Consider the following 14626-nt stretch of genomic DNA (forward strand, 5'->3'; position numbering starts at 1 on the left):
CTATTAGGTATTGCATATTCTTCAATTGTAGAGCCATTTCGATGAGAATATGTTAAAAACACCCTCTCAATACACCTCTCCTTCCCATTTTTCTCCTATCCAAAAAGGGCTGTGTAGCCTCACTTTACCACTGAGGGGGCGGAAAGCAATTATTAACAAACGTTAAATTATGGGATTTTCTTTCGAAAAGTTTGCGCATTTGAAAATTAGCGCTATTTTTGCAGCCTAAACGAAAACTTAATAATTAACGAATATGGCACTTTTTTTAAGCATCCTCCCTATTGTTTTGTTGATTTACCTAATGGTAAAACGCAATGCTTACCCCTCATACGTAGCCCTACCGCTAATCGCTGGGCTGGTATACATCATTCAGCTGACGTACTTCGACGGCTCGTTTATCGTGCTCAACGCCAACATCGTATCGGCGATGTTCTCAGTGATGACCCCCATTACAGTCATCTTTGGGGCAGTGCTCTTCAACCGTATGATGGAAATCTCCGGCGCGATGGATGTACTACGCCGTTGGTTGGGCAATATTAACCCCAACCCTGTCGCCCAACTGATGATCATAGGGTGGGCTTTTGCCTTTATGATCGAAGGTGCCAGTGGCTTTGGCACCCCTGCGGCGATCGCAGCGCCTATCTTAGTAGGCTTGGGCTTCAAACCCTTGCAGGTAGCTGTTCTCGCCTTGGTGATGAACTCCGTACCAGTATCATTCGGGGCAGTGGGCACCCCTACGTGGTTCGGCTTTAGCAGCCTGATTGATAAGAAGCTGATCAGCGACGGCGAGCTTTCGCAGATAGGGCAGATCAGCGCTCTGATACACTTCCTTGCGGCCTTTATCATTCCACTCTTAGCCCTACGAGTGATCGTCCCTTGGCAGAAAATCAAAAAGAACCTCGGCTTTATCTATATCAGCATCCTCGCCTGCACCATCCCTTACGTGGCAGTGGCTTGGTTCAACTACGAATTTCCTGCACTGGTAGGCGGTGCCATCGGCTTGGCAATCTCCGTATGGGTGGCTAATAAAGGCATCGGCTTAGAGAAAACCACCGAGGAGCAGCCTGAGCACGAGAAGGTAAAGGCGGGCGAACTGACCAAAGCGCTTTTCCCTACTGCCTCGCTAATTGTCATCTTAGTGCTTACGCGCATTCAGCAACTCCCTTTTAAGGCAATGCTCAACGACCCTACTGAGGTTTTTCACCTACACTTAGGCTATCTGGGTGATTATCACATCTCCAAAGGACTCATCTTCTCCCTTACGAATATCTTCCAAACAGGCGAACAGGCAAGCTATAAGCTACTTTATGTGCCTGCGCTCATCCCTTTTGTGGTGACGGTGCTGCTCTCTATCCCTGTCTTTGCCCTTTCAAAGAAAAGTGTAGGGGGTATCTTCTCTTCGAGTTTTAAGCAAGTGCAGAAGCCTTTCCTCGCCTTAGTAGGCGCCTTGATTATGGTAAACGTGATGCTCATTGGAGGCGAAAGCTCAATGGTGCAAACCATCGGACGCGGCTTGGCGAGCGCTACAGGTTCGTTCTGGACGCCCTTTGCTTCTTACCTCGGCGCGGTGGGCGCTTTCTTCTCAGGCTCGAACACCGTGTCAAACCTCACCTTTGGGGCGGTACAGTACTCCGTAGCACAAGCCACAGGGCTTTCAATACCTCTAATCTTAGCCCTGCAATCCATCGGAGGCGCTATGGGGAATATGGTGTGTATCAACAACATCGTTGCCGTATGCTCAGTGCTGGGCATCGACAAAGCCGAAGGCACCATCATCAAGAAGACCGCCTTCCCAATGTTCCTCTATGGCATTATCGCCGCTGTGGGGGCATATTTAGTAATGCTACTGTTTTAGATAGCTATACTAAAAAAACACCTGCTAAACGCTAAAAATTGTTAAAAAACTTGTCAATTCAAAAATATAGATTACTTTTGCGCCCAAAATACAGACGATGACTATTCAACAAGTTCAGGCTGAGGTAGTAGAAGAGTTTTCGTTCCTGAAGGATTGGGAAGAGCGCTATGCCTACCTCATCGATTTGGGAAAAGAGCTACCCCTGATTGACAATCAATATAAGACGGACGACTATCTCATCAAAGGTTGCCAGAGCAAAGTATGGCTTTTTGCACAGCTTGCCGATGGCAAGGTGCTGTTCACTGCTGATAGCGATGCTATCATCACCAAAGGAATTGTAGCCTTACTCGTAAGGGTGTTCTCAGGGCAAGCCCCCGAGGATATTGCAAAGGCAGATACGGGCTTTATCGACCAAATAGGGCTTAAAGAGCACCTTTCGCCTACCCGCGCCAACGGATTGGTGAGTATGATCGAGCAGATGAAACGCTATGCAGTAGCCTTTTCATTAATGGAGAAGTGAGGGCTTCGCCAGAAGTCAGAAATGAGAAGTGAGAAGTTAGAAGCCAGCGCACATTACTCTTTACTCACTAACCCCTAACCCCTAATCACTAACCCCTAAAAAATGGCAGAAATAGATACAGAAGCATTGGGTGAAAAGATTGTCGAGGTGCTTAAAGGCATCTACGACCCTGAGATACCCGTAGACATATATGAGTTGGGCTTGGTATACGACGTATTCGTCAATGAGGATTACGACGTGAAGATACTGATGACGCTCACCTCGCCTAACTGCCCCGTGGCAGAAGCCTTGCCTATGGAGGTAAAAGAGAAAATTCAGAGCATCGACGAGGTGCACGAAACGGAGGTGGAAATCACCTTCGACCCGCCGTGGAGCCAAGATATGATGAGCGATGTGGCAAAATTAGAGTTAGGATTTATTTAAACATTAGAAATAATTAATCACGTATGAAAAAAATTTTACTATCGGCACTATTTGTGTCATCATTAGCAGCTTTTGCACAAGAAGAAACCGCAGACCCAACAGTACCTGCGGATCAACCTACATCAAACTGGACAAAGGCAGGGAATGCCTCATTATTATTCTCACAATCGGCTTTCAATGCTGACTGGACAGGAGGCGGAACTAACAATGTCGCAGCTAACTTGGCTGTGAGTTATGCTTTCAACTATAAGAAAGAAAAATGGGCTTGGGATAACAACATCTTCGTTGATTACGGTATCACCAAACTCGAAGGCGACGATTTCGAACGCAAAACCAACGACCGCTTAGAGCTCAACTCTGTGTTAGGGCGTCAGGCTACTGAGCATTGGTACTATTCATTCTTCCTGAACTTCAAGACTCAGATGACACGCGGCTACAAGTACGATTCGGCTACCCAACGTACGCCTATCAACGACTTTATGTCGCCTGGCTACTTGCAGTTCGGTCCTGGTATGCTGTGGAAGAAAAGTGACAACCTGAAGGTGAACTTAGCACCAGCTACCTCAAAGCTCACTTTTGCTAAGAAGGAGTTCACCGACCCAACAAGTGCTCGCTACATTAAGAGCTTCTACGGTTTGGACGACAACAAGACAGTGCGTTACGAACTCGGGTTTGCCTTGAATGGTTATGCGAAGTTCAACGTAATGGACAATGTATCGTTTGAGAACATCCTCAATCTGTACAGCAACTACCTGAAAAATCCTCAAAACGTAGATATCGACTACACTGCTAACGTAGTGATGACTGTCAACAAGTATTTGAGTGCTAACTTTACTTTCCAAGCCATCTACGACGATGATGCGGCACGTGCCTTCCAGATTCGCGAAGTGTTGGGCTTAGGGGTAAACTATAAGTTCTAAATCACATATAAGCTTTTATCTTATTATTAAAGTTTAGGCTGCCTGCTGGGCAGCCTAAACTGTTTTATAAAGGGAGACATTGTTCTATGCTAAACAGTGTAACAAAACACCTAAGAATAGGTCTAAGCGTTTAAGTTTCTTATTTTTTTGGCACCCCATAAACAGGGAAGTAATATTGAGGTCTTTTACTACTTTGTAAGGTGTACACATCGTTAGGCAAACCGTATTTTTCCGTACGCTTTTCAATATAAAAACCTTCTTTCCCATCATTTAAAAAGAAATTAATCAGATTAATGGCAGCATTCGCCACATCTTTATCTCCCTGCCAAACTTTCAGATCATCTGCTATAAGTTTTCCTTCACCTTCATTTATGTAAAGCTTCTTATTCTTAACCTCATATCCACAACGGAAGGTGAGTATATTTGGGTTATTTGTAAATTTGTGCCATATTTCAATAAGGCATACATTATTTTCCCTAAAAAGAATCCTATAAGCATAGAGTAACTTCCCTTTAGAAGAGAAATACTGCCTCCTCATTTCTACTGAACTTAATGAGTTAAGAAAATTCTGAATAATATTGGCAAAACCAGCAAGGTTATCAATTTCTTTATAATCATCTGTTATCACCTCAGGATAGGTTTTGAGAATAAGTTCAACGGTAACCCCATCGACAGTAGTTTTATAACTTTGTGTGGTGTTGTCAAGCTTTAATTCGCTAATCTTCTTTCCTTCTACATCTAATGGAGGCATAATTTGCACTCCATCTGCTGTCGGCAAAGTTCCAAAACTAATCGTCTTATCCCCGTTTGAAAGCTTTAAAAGACGACTCTCATAAGAAGTAGCTCTATACTCCTCAGTTCCTTTTGCGGTGGTAATCTTTAATGTATGTGGACGATAAGCAAATAACCCTAAATTAATTTCTTTATTTGTTATTGTTGAGATATTATTCCAATCGGTAACCGTTGCCTTTTCGAAGTACACAAACTTATTAGTGCGTTGGGTTTTAAACTTGAGTTTATCGCCTTCTTTGCCATAGTAAAGAAAGTCGAACTCTCCATAGTAGCCATTGCCTTGGCTGCCGAGGTTTGAGTCGGCGAGCTTGTGGATATGGTTCTTAGTAACGAAGGATAGCATTGTAGTTTGCCCCATCTTCACTTGGTATTCGCTGGTGGTGGTAGCGGTGTCGCTATCGATGTCGGAGGTCATCACTACTTCGCCATCATTGCTGAACTTCATCAGCAGGGTAAATCCCCCCACCTTACCTTCATTAGGCTGGTAGGCAAATCGCCAGCCATTTTCGGGGGCAGTAAGCTCTTTTATAAGGGCTTCTTGGCTTTGCTGCATCTGCTCGCTTGAGGAGATGCCATCTAAATCCTCTACGCCATTTTTGTTGCAGGCAGAGGCGAGCAATATTGCTGAAAATATCAATAGTATCTTTTTCATCGTAAATTATTTTTAAGGGTTTAACACTTCTAACATACGTCTTTCTACAAGGTCTTGCAGCTGGTAGATGTCGATGTTCCACTCGCTCTTAAAGTACTCAGCAACCATTTTTTCTTTTGAGCGAAGAGCCGCCTTACCATTGGCATTGGTTACGGCATTGATTTTTGCATCAAACTGAGCTTTTGACATACTGAGGATCGCTGAGGTCATTTCGGCAAAATCTTCAATATCATTAGCCATAGCGTAGGGGGTTATGAAGCCCTTGTTGAGGGCATCAACGTCTTTCACATTAAACCACTGAGCGGTGTAGTCGCTGGGGGTAATTTTGCGATACTCATCAGAATAGGGTTTGTGCTGATTGATGATGTGGCAATATTCGTGCTGAATGGTATGGAAATATTGGCGGGTAGCCTGTTGCTGGGTAATATCGAGCTGATCGACATTGAAGAGGGTGATCTTCATACCGCTATCGGCAAAGCCGAGGGTGATGGTGCCATCAGTATTTCTATTATAGCCGCCGATGAGTGAGATTTGTCGAGGGGCTACGGTTTTGATAAAGTCGGCACCGGCCACTTCTACGTAAGGGTCTATCCATACTTTCTTAACGATTTCGAGCATTGGTTGCACTTTCTCACGTGTGGGCGGGTAGAGAAACTTATTCTGTTCAAAGTCGGCATCTATCCACTTATAGGTAACAGCGATGTTATAAGGTCGCTGAAAGTTGTTGTAGATAAACCTATCCAAGGTGGTTTGAGAGTACTGGTGTCCTCCGTCAAAAATACTCTTATCTGAGAGTTCGTCTCCGTTATCGCGCTTGCAGGCAGTGAGGCTCAGCATCGCTATTGCTATTAGTATATATCTTTTCATCTCTATCATTTTTTAGGGTGATTATCTTGGGTTAGCAGGGAGGCCAGCTTTCACGGCATCCTCAGGTATTTGCCACTCGCGGCGAGGGTCGTCTTTTTTAAGTTCATAAGTACCTTTGCTATCGGTGTGGGTAACGGTCATTCCCCAACGCTTGATATCAAACCAGCGTAGGCCTAAGTGCAGGAACTCGGCGCGACGTACATCAGCGATACACTGTAGCCATTCGCGTTGCTGTGTAGTGAGGCTATAGTTGGGGTCGAAAGCCGTTCCAACACCTGCATAGCGTCTGTTCATTATAGCCTCAGTGAGTGCGGGGTTTATGGTGCCTCCCTGAGTTTTATAGGGTAGATAAAGGTTAAGGTCAGCAATCACCTCAGCTGTGTTGCCGAGCATCAGGTTAGCCTCTACACGGTTGAGCAGCACCTCATCATAAGAGAGCAAGCTTGCCATTGTGTATCGATATCCTGTGCCTGCTGATATGTTATCATACTTAAAGTACTGCAGAAAGCGAGGAATATTGAGGTTCTCAGTGTTGCCATAGATGTCGTAAGCCCAATTGTTTAGGGTGGGATGGCTTCGCTGACCAATAATGTTTCTCGCTACGTTTATCGTCAACCCATATTTCACACTTCCGAATCGAATGGAATAGTCAGAGATGTTCCCTGAGATGAGTAAGTTAGCAGGCTCACTCGAACTCACATAAAGATTTTTGTTTTGAGAATAACTCAGTTGTGCATAGGCTACTACATTGCGCAAATTCTTAGCAGGGTCATTCCCTAAAACAGCATTTGCGTGGTTGATCACTTTTTCCCATTCACCTTTAGCTAAATAGAAGCGCGTAGCAAAGCCATTGGCAGCCTCTTTGGTAAAGTGAAATTTAGGCTGTTTATACTTTGAGTTGTCTATCAAGGCGATACCCTCAAGAAGGTCTTGCTCAATGAGGTCGTAATACTCTTTGATAGAAATGCGCTTATAGTTAGCAAAAACCACCTTCTCAGGCGTCTTCACATAAGGCAGCGCAACATCAGTGGCAGCCGTAGCTGGATTATAAGGTTTTGCCCAGAAGGTAACCAACATAAAGTGGGCATAGGCACGCGCCACAAGGGCTTCCCCTTTTAGGTAGTTGAGGTTTTTACCTTTGCCGATTTCCTGAACCGACTCTAAAGCCTGATTAGCAGCTGCAATAGCCGTATAAGCCGCATTCCAATAGTGGGTAGGCGTATCTTGGCGTACTTCAGTGTTGTCCTTCCAGTGATAAGCATCTGTATTGACGGTATTATTCTCCGTTACAGTGGTCTTATCATCGGCGTTGTCACTCATCGATTCTGCTACGAGCATATATAGCCCGTCTGGGTAGGCTGAGGTTAAGAGCTCTTGTATCTTCTCAGGTGTATTTATCTCTGTGCGCTTATCAGGCACTTCATCTAAGAAGGAGTTACAGCCTGATAGCCCCAGTGCTAAGGCAAGAGCTGCAACAGTTTTATTACATATATACTTTTTCATATCCTTTCTGATTTTTTAAATTCCTATATTGATTGTAAAGGTATACTGTGTAGAAACAGGGTAGGCAACCCCACCTGCTCTAAAAAACTCAGGGTCTTGCCCATTGAGGTTCTTATCCGCATAGATAAGGAACGGATTGGTTGTTTGCAAACGCAGCGTGAAGTTGCTTAGCTTAAGAGCCTCGAGCAAGTCTTTGTTAAATGAGTAAGAGAGCGAGATACTCTTCATACGGATAAAAGCACCATCAACCACCCGCTCGCTTGAGTAATTGTAAGCGTTGTAGATCTTTCTCATATTATCACTTCCCACTGTATTGATGATTCTCTTTGAAGCAATAGCAGGAATATGAGTCTGCTGGTCTGAAGCCGTCCAACGGTTGATAAACTCACGAGGGAAAACGTCCAAATCGTTATACTCAGAGCTATAGATAGGGGCGAGCCTAATCTTATTGCCTGCAGAGGCAGTGATGAGTGCACTCAGCTCCCAATTCTTATACTTAAATGTATTAGAGAGTCCTCCGGTGATGTTAGGCTCTACGGGGCCTTCCTTCTTGAGGTAGCTCAAAATATCTTGTCTATCTTGGAAGTTGATGTCTCTAAAAGGATCTTGACCTTCTTTGAGTTTCAGCACAGGCAATCCGCGATCGTCTAATTTTTGGAAGTCAAAAGAGTAGAGCGTATTGCGCTGCTCGCCGAGCACGTTGCCGCCCAATTCACGCACCAGCCCCCACACATTCGATTCATAGCGCAGCTTGGTGATCTTCTGGTCGAAATAAGAGAAATTGATCTCAGATGTCCACGAGAAGTTGTCATTCTTAAAGTTGCGTGTGCGCAGCGCAAGCTCAATCCCCTTAGTGGTCATCTCTGCATTGTTGGCCAGCTTAGTCTGCTCGCCACCCACGCCAGAGGTGCGCACGTAGTCAATGAGGTCCTTAGAATTCTTTTGGTAGAGATCGACTGTGAGGTTTATGGCGTTCTTAAACAGCCCGAGGTCTACCCCAATGTTGCTTTCGTATACCTTTTCCCAAGTGAGTTCGCTGTTTTGCAGCTGATCGATCACGATTTTATTTTCGCGATTGCCTGGCACGTAGCGCTCAGTAACTTTGTTTTTGTAGATTGCCAGCGCATTGCTTGCACTTCCTAAGCCAGCGATGAGTCCGTAGCCAGCGCGCAGGGCGAGGTTAGAGACGGTGGGGTTGTTAGCGAGGAACTTCTCTTTGCTGATATTCCAACGTCCACTGACGTTCCACGTAGGCAACCAACGGGCAGAGCGACTGCGGCCGAGCTTGTTAGAGCCCTCGTAGTTGGCTGTCAGCGAGAGCACGTAGCGTTCGTCAAAGGTGTAGTTGCCTTGCAAGAAGAAGGCGATGCCACGCTCTTTGTTGAACGAGCTATCAAAGTAATCGATGTTATCTTGTATGTATTTTTGCAAGATGCGATAGTCGGTGAATACGGAGCCACCTTTCTTGAACTGGTAACCATAGCCAGTGCTGAAATTGTTGTCGCGGTCGGTATGGCGATATTCTTGCCCGAGGAAGAGCTTTACATCGTGTACATTCTTAAACAAAGACTTGTATTCCAACGCATTGCGGAAGTAGTAGCTCTGTAGATTGTCTTCAGAAGTTCTTAAGATACCTCCATTAGGCAACACCACTTGTGGGATAGCATCAGGGTTGTCAGGGTCTGTAAATAAGAACGGATTGTTCTTAGCAATGATGGTCGTCTCATTGGCGCGGTGTGCCCCAGCCACATTGCTATCCTCCGTCATTGAGTGTTTATTGGTGCTCTTTACGTGGCGCACAGAACCGAGAAACTTGTAATGTAGGTTCTTATTGATCTTAAAGTCGATATCACCTTGCAACTTCAGCTCAAGCACGTTGATATCCATATAGTTGTTGCTAAGTTCGTTGAGGATATTCATCGGTGCGTAGTTATAGCGGTAGTACTCCAAAGCTCCATTATCGTCATAAGGGCGCAGCGTGCGACTTGTATTGAGTGCGTAGCTAAACGGATTGATATCGAAGTCGCGCGTGTACTCACCGGTTACTTGGTTTGCCTTACGGGTATAGGTACCTGGTGCTTTTTGCTCACGTATCGACCCTTGTGCCAATACCCCTACGGTAATCTTAGGCGAAAGGGTGTAAGTGGTCTTCAGGTTACCCGTAACACGACGTACGCGGTCGGCGATGCTCCAACCTGGGTCAGTAAAGAAGCCTACTGAGGCGTATTGCGTAGAGTTTTCACCACCTCCCGAGAGACTCACAGTGTGGTTCTGTGTGAGCGAAGGGCGGAAGAGCACTTTAAACCAGTCGGTGTTGGCATATTCATACTTTTTGAGGAAAGCATTACGCCCTTCGGTGGTGTTTTCCACCAAGAAACGCCCTGTGGCAGGGTCGTAAGTGTCGATGGCACGGTACATCATATTGTAAACCCCACCGTAGCGTGCTTGGGTATGCGAAGCAAGGCTAAAAAGCCCTTTTTCTTCTAACTCACGGTAGATGGCCATCGTCTCTTGTGAGTTGAGGATGTCGTACTGCCCATAGTTAGGCACTGAGCGCACGGACTGCTCGAGTTGGTAAGAGACTTGGGTGCGGGTGTTCTTCTTACCGCTCTTAGTGGTGATGATCACCACCCCGTTGAGTGCACGTGCCCCATAGAGCGAAAGTGCCGAGGCGTCTTTAAGGATTTCGATAGACTCGATGTCGTTGGCATTGAGCCCTGAGATAGCTGAACTCACCAGCGTAGAGGCATCACCTGAGGCAAGCTGCTCAAAAGTGAGGTTTACGACCTCTTCTTGCACGGCACCATCCACCACCCACAGCGGCTTGGTGTCGCCAAAGATAGATGAACCACCGCGGATGGTGATCTTAGGAGCGGTACCAAACGAGCCTGAGATGTTTTGGACGTTCACCCCTGCAGCACGCCCTTCGAGCATACGCCCCACGTCTACCACGCCGTCCATCTTTACTTGGTCGGCTTTGAGGGTTTGTGTTGCCCCTGTGAACTTGCTTTTGTCTACTGTTTGGTAGCCGGTGATGATCACTTCACCGATCTGCACTACGTCTTCTTTCATCTTAATGTTGATGATCTTTGCAGTGCCGACTATTTTGCTCTGGGTAGCCATCCCGAGGGTTGAGAACTCCAAAACCGCCTTATCATCAGGCACTTTTACTTTGTAATGCCCATCAAAATCGGTAACAGCCCCAATGTTACTACCTTTTATGATGACATTTACGCCCATCAGCGGTACGCCCTTATCGTCGGTAACCGTACCGCTCACTTCTCTTGTCTGCGCGAAGCCGACAAGCGGTACTGCCAGAAAGAACAGCAGTACCCACCATACATTGTTGTTTACTCTCATATCCTTATTATTTATTATTAACGACGGGGCAAAGTTATATTTATTTTCTTCACTTTGCAAATATAAAAAGATATTTTTTTTCACAACAACAAAAAGGCTCTTTGATTATTCTGTTACAAAAGTTGCTTATTTCGTTATATTATTCATAAAGTTAACATTTGTTTTTTGCATTCTATTTATAATTAAAGATTTTGGTATAGTAAATTTATTGTAAAAAAATGTTGTTATATGGGCTTTTATAGATACTTTTGCGTATGGTCGCAAACGATTTTAACCTAAAAATACACTATTTAAGCCTGTGAAGGTAGACAAAATATTTCTTATGATTTCGCAAAATAAGGCGTTGTTTTATACTACTTTTTTGATATAAGTAGATAGAAAATACCAACAGAGGTATGTAATCCCCTGTAAGGAGGAAGTACATACCTCTGTTTTTGTCGCTTATTTCCTTATGCAATTAACTTCCTAAGCACACGTACGCCATAGGGGTGCCCTCATCGTCGTAGCCCTCGAAGCTTAGCCCTTCGAAGAACTTATGGTCGCCCAAATCCTTCGTGAGGAAGAGCTGGTGGAGATACCACAGCAATTCCATCGCTACGAAGTTGCCGTCCTGCGAAGCCTCGAGGGTGGCAATTACCTCTACGGGACCTTCATCGGAGGTGTTTTCTACAAAGGAGTCGGGGTCGTCAAGCGTTTCAAAATCTTGCAGCTCATCAAGGCTATCAATATAAGCCTCGTAGGAGACTTTTACCTTGGTGCTGGCAAAGAGCGTCTCAAAGGGGTTGAAGTCGTCTAAGGGATGCTCCAATCCCTCGTTGTATTGGCTCACAGCTGCCCAGAAGGTCATCACCGAGTCGTAAGAGGTGTCGTTGAAAGCCCAATAGACATCGTTGAGTGCCTCGTGGTGCGATGTGAGCTGAAAGCCTTCGCATACGTTGGGGCGATTGACGTCGACCACAGGCGGAAACGGCATCTCTGCCTCGCGGAACCGCTCTAATAGGGCGTTGGTGCCGTGCTCGAGTTTGTAGTTCATCTCCTCATCATAGAGCGGTATCAAGGTGTAGAACATCACCCTGCGCTCAGTGTCGTCATCGGCAATCTTCTCTTTGAGCGAGAGGGGCGCGCTTTCATCTAAGGTCCATAGCGGGTAGACCATAAAGCCCGTGAAGTTAGTGCCTGGTATCTTTTCGCCTGTGGGGATGGTGTGCCCTTCGCCTAACCACGTATCCATTTGCAGTGGTAGGCGCGAGAGGCGTTTGATCCAATAGATAGGCCAATAGCTTTCATCTTCTTCGCTCTTTACGTCATATTCTTCACCAATCTTCCAATCGGGTGGCAAGAGCATAAATAGCTCTAAGCGTTTGGGTTCGTCTTCAGGGGCATTCATACGGTAGGCACCTGCCCCTACGGTGGTTACGCAATAGTAGTCCTCACCGTCTTTAGGGTTGATGATGTAGACATCGCAGTGGATATCAAGGGAGAGTATCTCGTGGAACACTAGGTCGCTCTTGCCCATATTTTCGTCTATCCAAGCCTCTACGGCTTCTAATTCCTCTTCGGAGTAGAGGTGCAACTCATAGCCTTCTTCAAAATCTATTTTGTCTGACATAGCGATTTTGTTTTTAAATATGTTTCAGGCGACAAATATAAGGTTTTTTGTTTAGATTGCCAAATGTGATTAGTTTTGAGCTTCGAGCTTTGAGCTTTTAGGGCTAACGCACCGTTTTTATAGTGGATATTTTAAGGAGTAAGGTTCGATAGGATGTTTTAATGTATTCTTACTAAAATAGCTCTATTATTGAATAATATGTAATCGCTAATCGTGTCGAAATGCACCCTTTTAGGGTAGGTAGAAAGTCCGTAGTGCATCCGTATTGGTACCGTATTGATACCGTAGTTGCTCTTACCTTCCTCTTACCTTGCTCTTAGGTTCTTCTTACAGGGAGGGGTTAGGGATCAGGGTTTAGTGGTTAGATTGTTGTGGGAAAATGTTGTGTTGCGGTATTGTTAAAAAGATGCGGCAAAGATACAAAATAATGTATAATGCACAATGTATAATGTATAATTTCTTTGAGAATTTTTGTTGGGGTTGTTGTATCTAAGTGATTATTAGTGGTGTAGAGCGATTTATATGTGGTGAGTGGGGGTTAAAGTTTCCAAAATAAATCGCCAAAGGTGAAGCTCAGCATTAGGCAGTTGCCTTTAAAGGGGGCACTGTGGTGGTCGTTCAATCGGAAATCGTTTAGGTGGAGACTCAGTCGCAGCCCGAGATAGCCCGCCCCCTGATACCATTTTTGTACTTCTATGTATGGACTGAGCAGTAGGCTTTCCTTCTTTTGTCGCAGATAGCGTCCGATGCCCAGTGCGCCATCCTGTGTGCGGTATTCGCGCTTGCCATAGCCTACCCCCGCCCCGATCATAAGGGTGTTACGCTGGGCTTGGAGCACTTGGTAAGAGAGGTCGGTGCGCACAAAGTACATAGGGCGAATATCGCTCGGGAGCGTACGCCTGCTTTGTGCATCTCCTTCATAGGCGGGGTAATGCACCTGCAAGGGTTCGTGCTGCCCTAAGACTTCGCCGCCAAAGAGCAGCGTTACTGAAAATCCGTCCTTGCGCGCGCCTATGCCCACAGCAGTACGGGCGATCACCCCTACGGGGTCGCTCTTTACGGTTGAGTAGCCCATTCCTATGTCAAAGAAGCCGCCGATGCCATCGCGGATAGTGCTGTAATCCACTGGTGGACGCTCGCTGTGCTTTACGCGTTTGAGTTTGGGGATCTCCCTTTTGCCTAATTCGCGCACCACAGTGCTGTCCTGCGCTTGGGCGGCACAAAACGCTGTGAGAGCCGTGCCTATTACGATCAAAAAGTGTTTCATTATCGGTTGTATTTTGTGTTTTATTCTACTGAGTAACCTTTTACGGCAAATTGCATTCCTAAGCCTAAGGGTATTTTCTCCAAATCGTTGCCATTGCGCACCCAGCAGCCTGAGAAAGAGGCTGCAAAACACGTCTCATCACCTTTCTTACCTATTGAGGAAACGACCCTAAAGCCTATCCATACCTCGCCTTTGGGCAACAGCACTCGTAAAGATTTCTTTAAGGTCATTGCCTTTTTGTTCTGCGGCAACTCAATGTAGATGGGCTCGTGGATAAGCGGGGTAAATACACTCTTGTCCTCATTGACACTGTAAAACTCCAAGCGCAGCAGCGTTTGGGCGGTGTTTTTTAGCAGTCGTAGCTCAAATTGGGTAGCGATATGGTCTTTTTTCAAGCGCATAAAGTCGCCGAGCTCCTCACTGCCACTCGTTTCAAACTCATCAGGAATAATACACACCGAGCCCGCTACCACGCGAACGCCTTTGCCCATCAAGGTCTTTTCCTTGCCTTTTTTGACGTTTACGGTTACCTCAGGCACTTCGATGGTACGCTCTTTTAGGCTGATGACAAGCGGCTGTTGCCCCTGTAATGAGGCGATGGTAAACGCCTTGCGCTCATAGCTCAAGTGCGATACGAAGAGGCTATCGGTAGGCTTGTAGTCGGCGACATTCAGAGAGAACGCCCCTTGTGCATCGGTAGTGATACCGCGCGTAGTGCCCACAATGCCTACGTCGGCATAGCTGATAGGCACCCCGTGTGCGTCCTTAACCGTACCCTTAATGAGGCTCTGTGCCTTTGTGCTAAAAAGGCTTAATACTGCGATTGCTAAGATAAGCTGTTTCATATAAAATACTGTT

At 45.8% G+C, this 14626-nt stretch carries 11 protein-coding genes; 4 read left to right on the top strand and 7 right to left on the bottom strand.

The features are described from left to right. Nucleotides 1-253 precede the first annotated feature (253 nt). From AXF12_RS01125 to AXF12_RS01140, 4 genes are all read left to right on the top strand, one after another. On the top strand, nt 254-1855 hold the full coding sequence (locus tag AXF12_RS01125) for an L-lactate permease (RefSeq protein ID WP_066427828.1): 1602 nt from the start codon (nt 254-256) through the stop codon (nt 1853-1855). A 97-nt stretch (nt 1856-1952) separates the two neighbouring features. After that, a complete protein-coding gene (locus AXF12_RS01130; protein ID WP_066427829.1) occupies nt 1953-2375 on the top strand; it encodes a SufE family protein in 423 nt (140 codons plus the stop codon). Nucleotides 2376-2477: 102 nt separating this feature from the next. Beyond that, nucleotides 2478-2798, top strand: a complete 321-nt coding sequence (locus AXF12_RS01135; RefSeq protein WP_066427830.1) for an iron-sulfur cluster assembly protein — start codon at nt 2478-2480, stop codon at nt 2796-2798. Between the two features lie 23 nt (nt 2799-2821). Further along, a complete protein-coding gene (locus tag AXF12_RS01140; protein ID WP_066427831.1) occupies nt 2822-3718 on the top strand; it encodes a DUF3078 domain-containing protein in 897 nt (298 codons plus the stop codon). A gap of 139 nt (nt 3719-3857) precedes the next feature. On the opposite strand, the gene AXF12_RS01145 is transcribed toward AXF12_RS01140, so the two are convergent. The 7 genes from AXF12_RS01145 to AXF12_RS01175 form a co-directional block, all read right to left on the bottom strand. After that, nucleotides 3858-5162 carry a DUF4302 domain-containing protein gene (locus AXF12_RS01145; RefSeq protein ID WP_066427832.1) on the bottom strand — a complete coding sequence of 435 codons (1305 nt, stop codon included), beginning with the start codon at nt 5160-5162 and terminating at the stop codon, nt 3858-3860. Nucleotides 5163-5174: 12 nt separating this feature from the next. After that, nucleotides 5175-6029 carry a zinc-binding metallopeptidase gene (locus AXF12_RS01150; protein ID WP_066431664.1) on the bottom strand — a complete coding sequence of 285 codons (855 nt, stop codon included), beginning with the start codon at nt 6027-6029 and terminating at the stop codon, nt 5175-5177. Nucleotides 6030-6050: 21 nt separating this feature from the next. Further along, nucleotides 6051-7532, bottom strand: a complete 1482-nt coding sequence (locus AXF12_RS01155; RefSeq protein ID WP_066427833.1) for a RagB/SusD family nutrient uptake outer membrane protein — start codon at nt 7530-7532, stop codon at nt 6051-6053. 15 nt (nt 7533-7547) lie between these two features. Then, entirely contained in the window at nt 7548-10892 is a 3345-nt protein-coding gene (locus AXF12_RS01160) for a SusC/RagA family TonB-linked outer membrane protein (protein WP_066427834.1), read from the bottom strand. 457 nt (nt 10893-11349) lie between these two features. Then, nucleotides 11350-12501 carry a suppressor of fused domain protein gene (locus tag AXF12_RS01165; protein WP_066427835.1) on the bottom strand — a complete coding sequence of 384 codons (1152 nt, stop codon included), beginning with the start codon at nt 12499-12501 and terminating at the stop codon, nt 11350-11352. Between the two features lie 538 nt (nt 12502-13039). Further along, on the bottom strand, nt 13040-13768 hold the full coding sequence (locus AXF12_RS01170; protein WP_066427836.1) for a hypothetical protein: 729 nt from the start codon (nt 13766-13768) through the stop codon (nt 13040-13042). A gap of 20 nt (nt 13769-13788) precedes the next feature. Then, entirely contained in the window at nt 13789-14613 is an 825-nt protein-coding gene (locus AXF12_RS01175) for a carboxypeptidase-like regulatory domain-containing protein (protein WP_066427837.1), read from the bottom strand. Nucleotides 14614-14626 lie beyond the last annotated feature (13 nt).

Origin of the sequence: Capnocytophaga haemolytica (assembly GCF_001553545.1) — a bacterium.
Classification (GTDB): Bacteria; Bacteroidota; Bacteroidia; order Flavobacteriales; family Flavobacteriaceae; genus Capnocytophaga; species Capnocytophaga haemolytica.

What these genes read in the sequence shown, in the direction of transcription:
- AXF12_RS01125 (WP_066427828.1), top strand. Translation starts at nt 254, where the DNA reads ATGGCACTTTTTTTAAGCATCCTCCCTATTGTTTTGTTGATTTACCTA.
- AXF12_RS01130 (WP_066427829.1), top strand. Translation starts at nt 1,953, where the DNA reads ATGACTATTCAACAAGTTCAGGCTGAGGTAGTAGAAGAGTTTTCGTTC.
- AXF12_RS01135 (WP_066427830.1), top strand. Translation starts at nt 2,478, where the DNA reads ATGGCAGAAATAGATACAGAAGCATTGGGTGAAAAGATTGTCGAGGTG.
- AXF12_RS01140 (WP_066427831.1), top strand. Translation starts at nt 2,822, where the DNA reads ATGAAAAAAATTTTACTATCGGCACTATTTGTGTCATCATTAGCAGCT.
- AXF12_RS01145 (WP_066427832.1), bottom strand. Translation starts at nt 5,162, where the DNA reads ATGAAAAAGATACTATTGATATTTTCAGCAATATTGCTCGCCTCTGCC.
- AXF12_RS01150 (WP_066431664.1), bottom strand. Translation starts at nt 6,029, where the DNA reads ATGAAAAGATATATACTAATAGCAATAGCGATGCTGAGCCTCACTGCC.
- AXF12_RS01155 (WP_066427833.1), bottom strand. Translation starts at nt 7,532, where the DNA reads ATGAAAAAGTATATATGTAATAAAACTGTTGCAGCTCTTGCCTTAGCA.
- AXF12_RS01160 (WP_066427834.1), bottom strand. Translation starts at nt 10,892, where the DNA reads ATGAGAGTAAACAACAATGTATGGTGGGTACTGCTGTTCTTTCTGGCA.
- AXF12_RS01165 (WP_066427835.1), bottom strand. Translation starts at nt 12,501, where the DNA reads ATGTCAGACAAAATAGATTTTGAAGAAGGCTATGAGTTGCACCTCTAC.
- AXF12_RS01170 (WP_066427836.1), bottom strand. Translation starts at nt 13,768, where the DNA reads ATGAAACACTTTTTGATCGTAATAGGCACGGCTCTCACAGCGTTTTGT.
- AXF12_RS01175 (WP_066427837.1), bottom strand. Translation starts at nt 14,613, where the DNA reads ATGAAACAGCTTATCTTAGCAATCGCAGTATTAAGCCTTTTTAGCACA.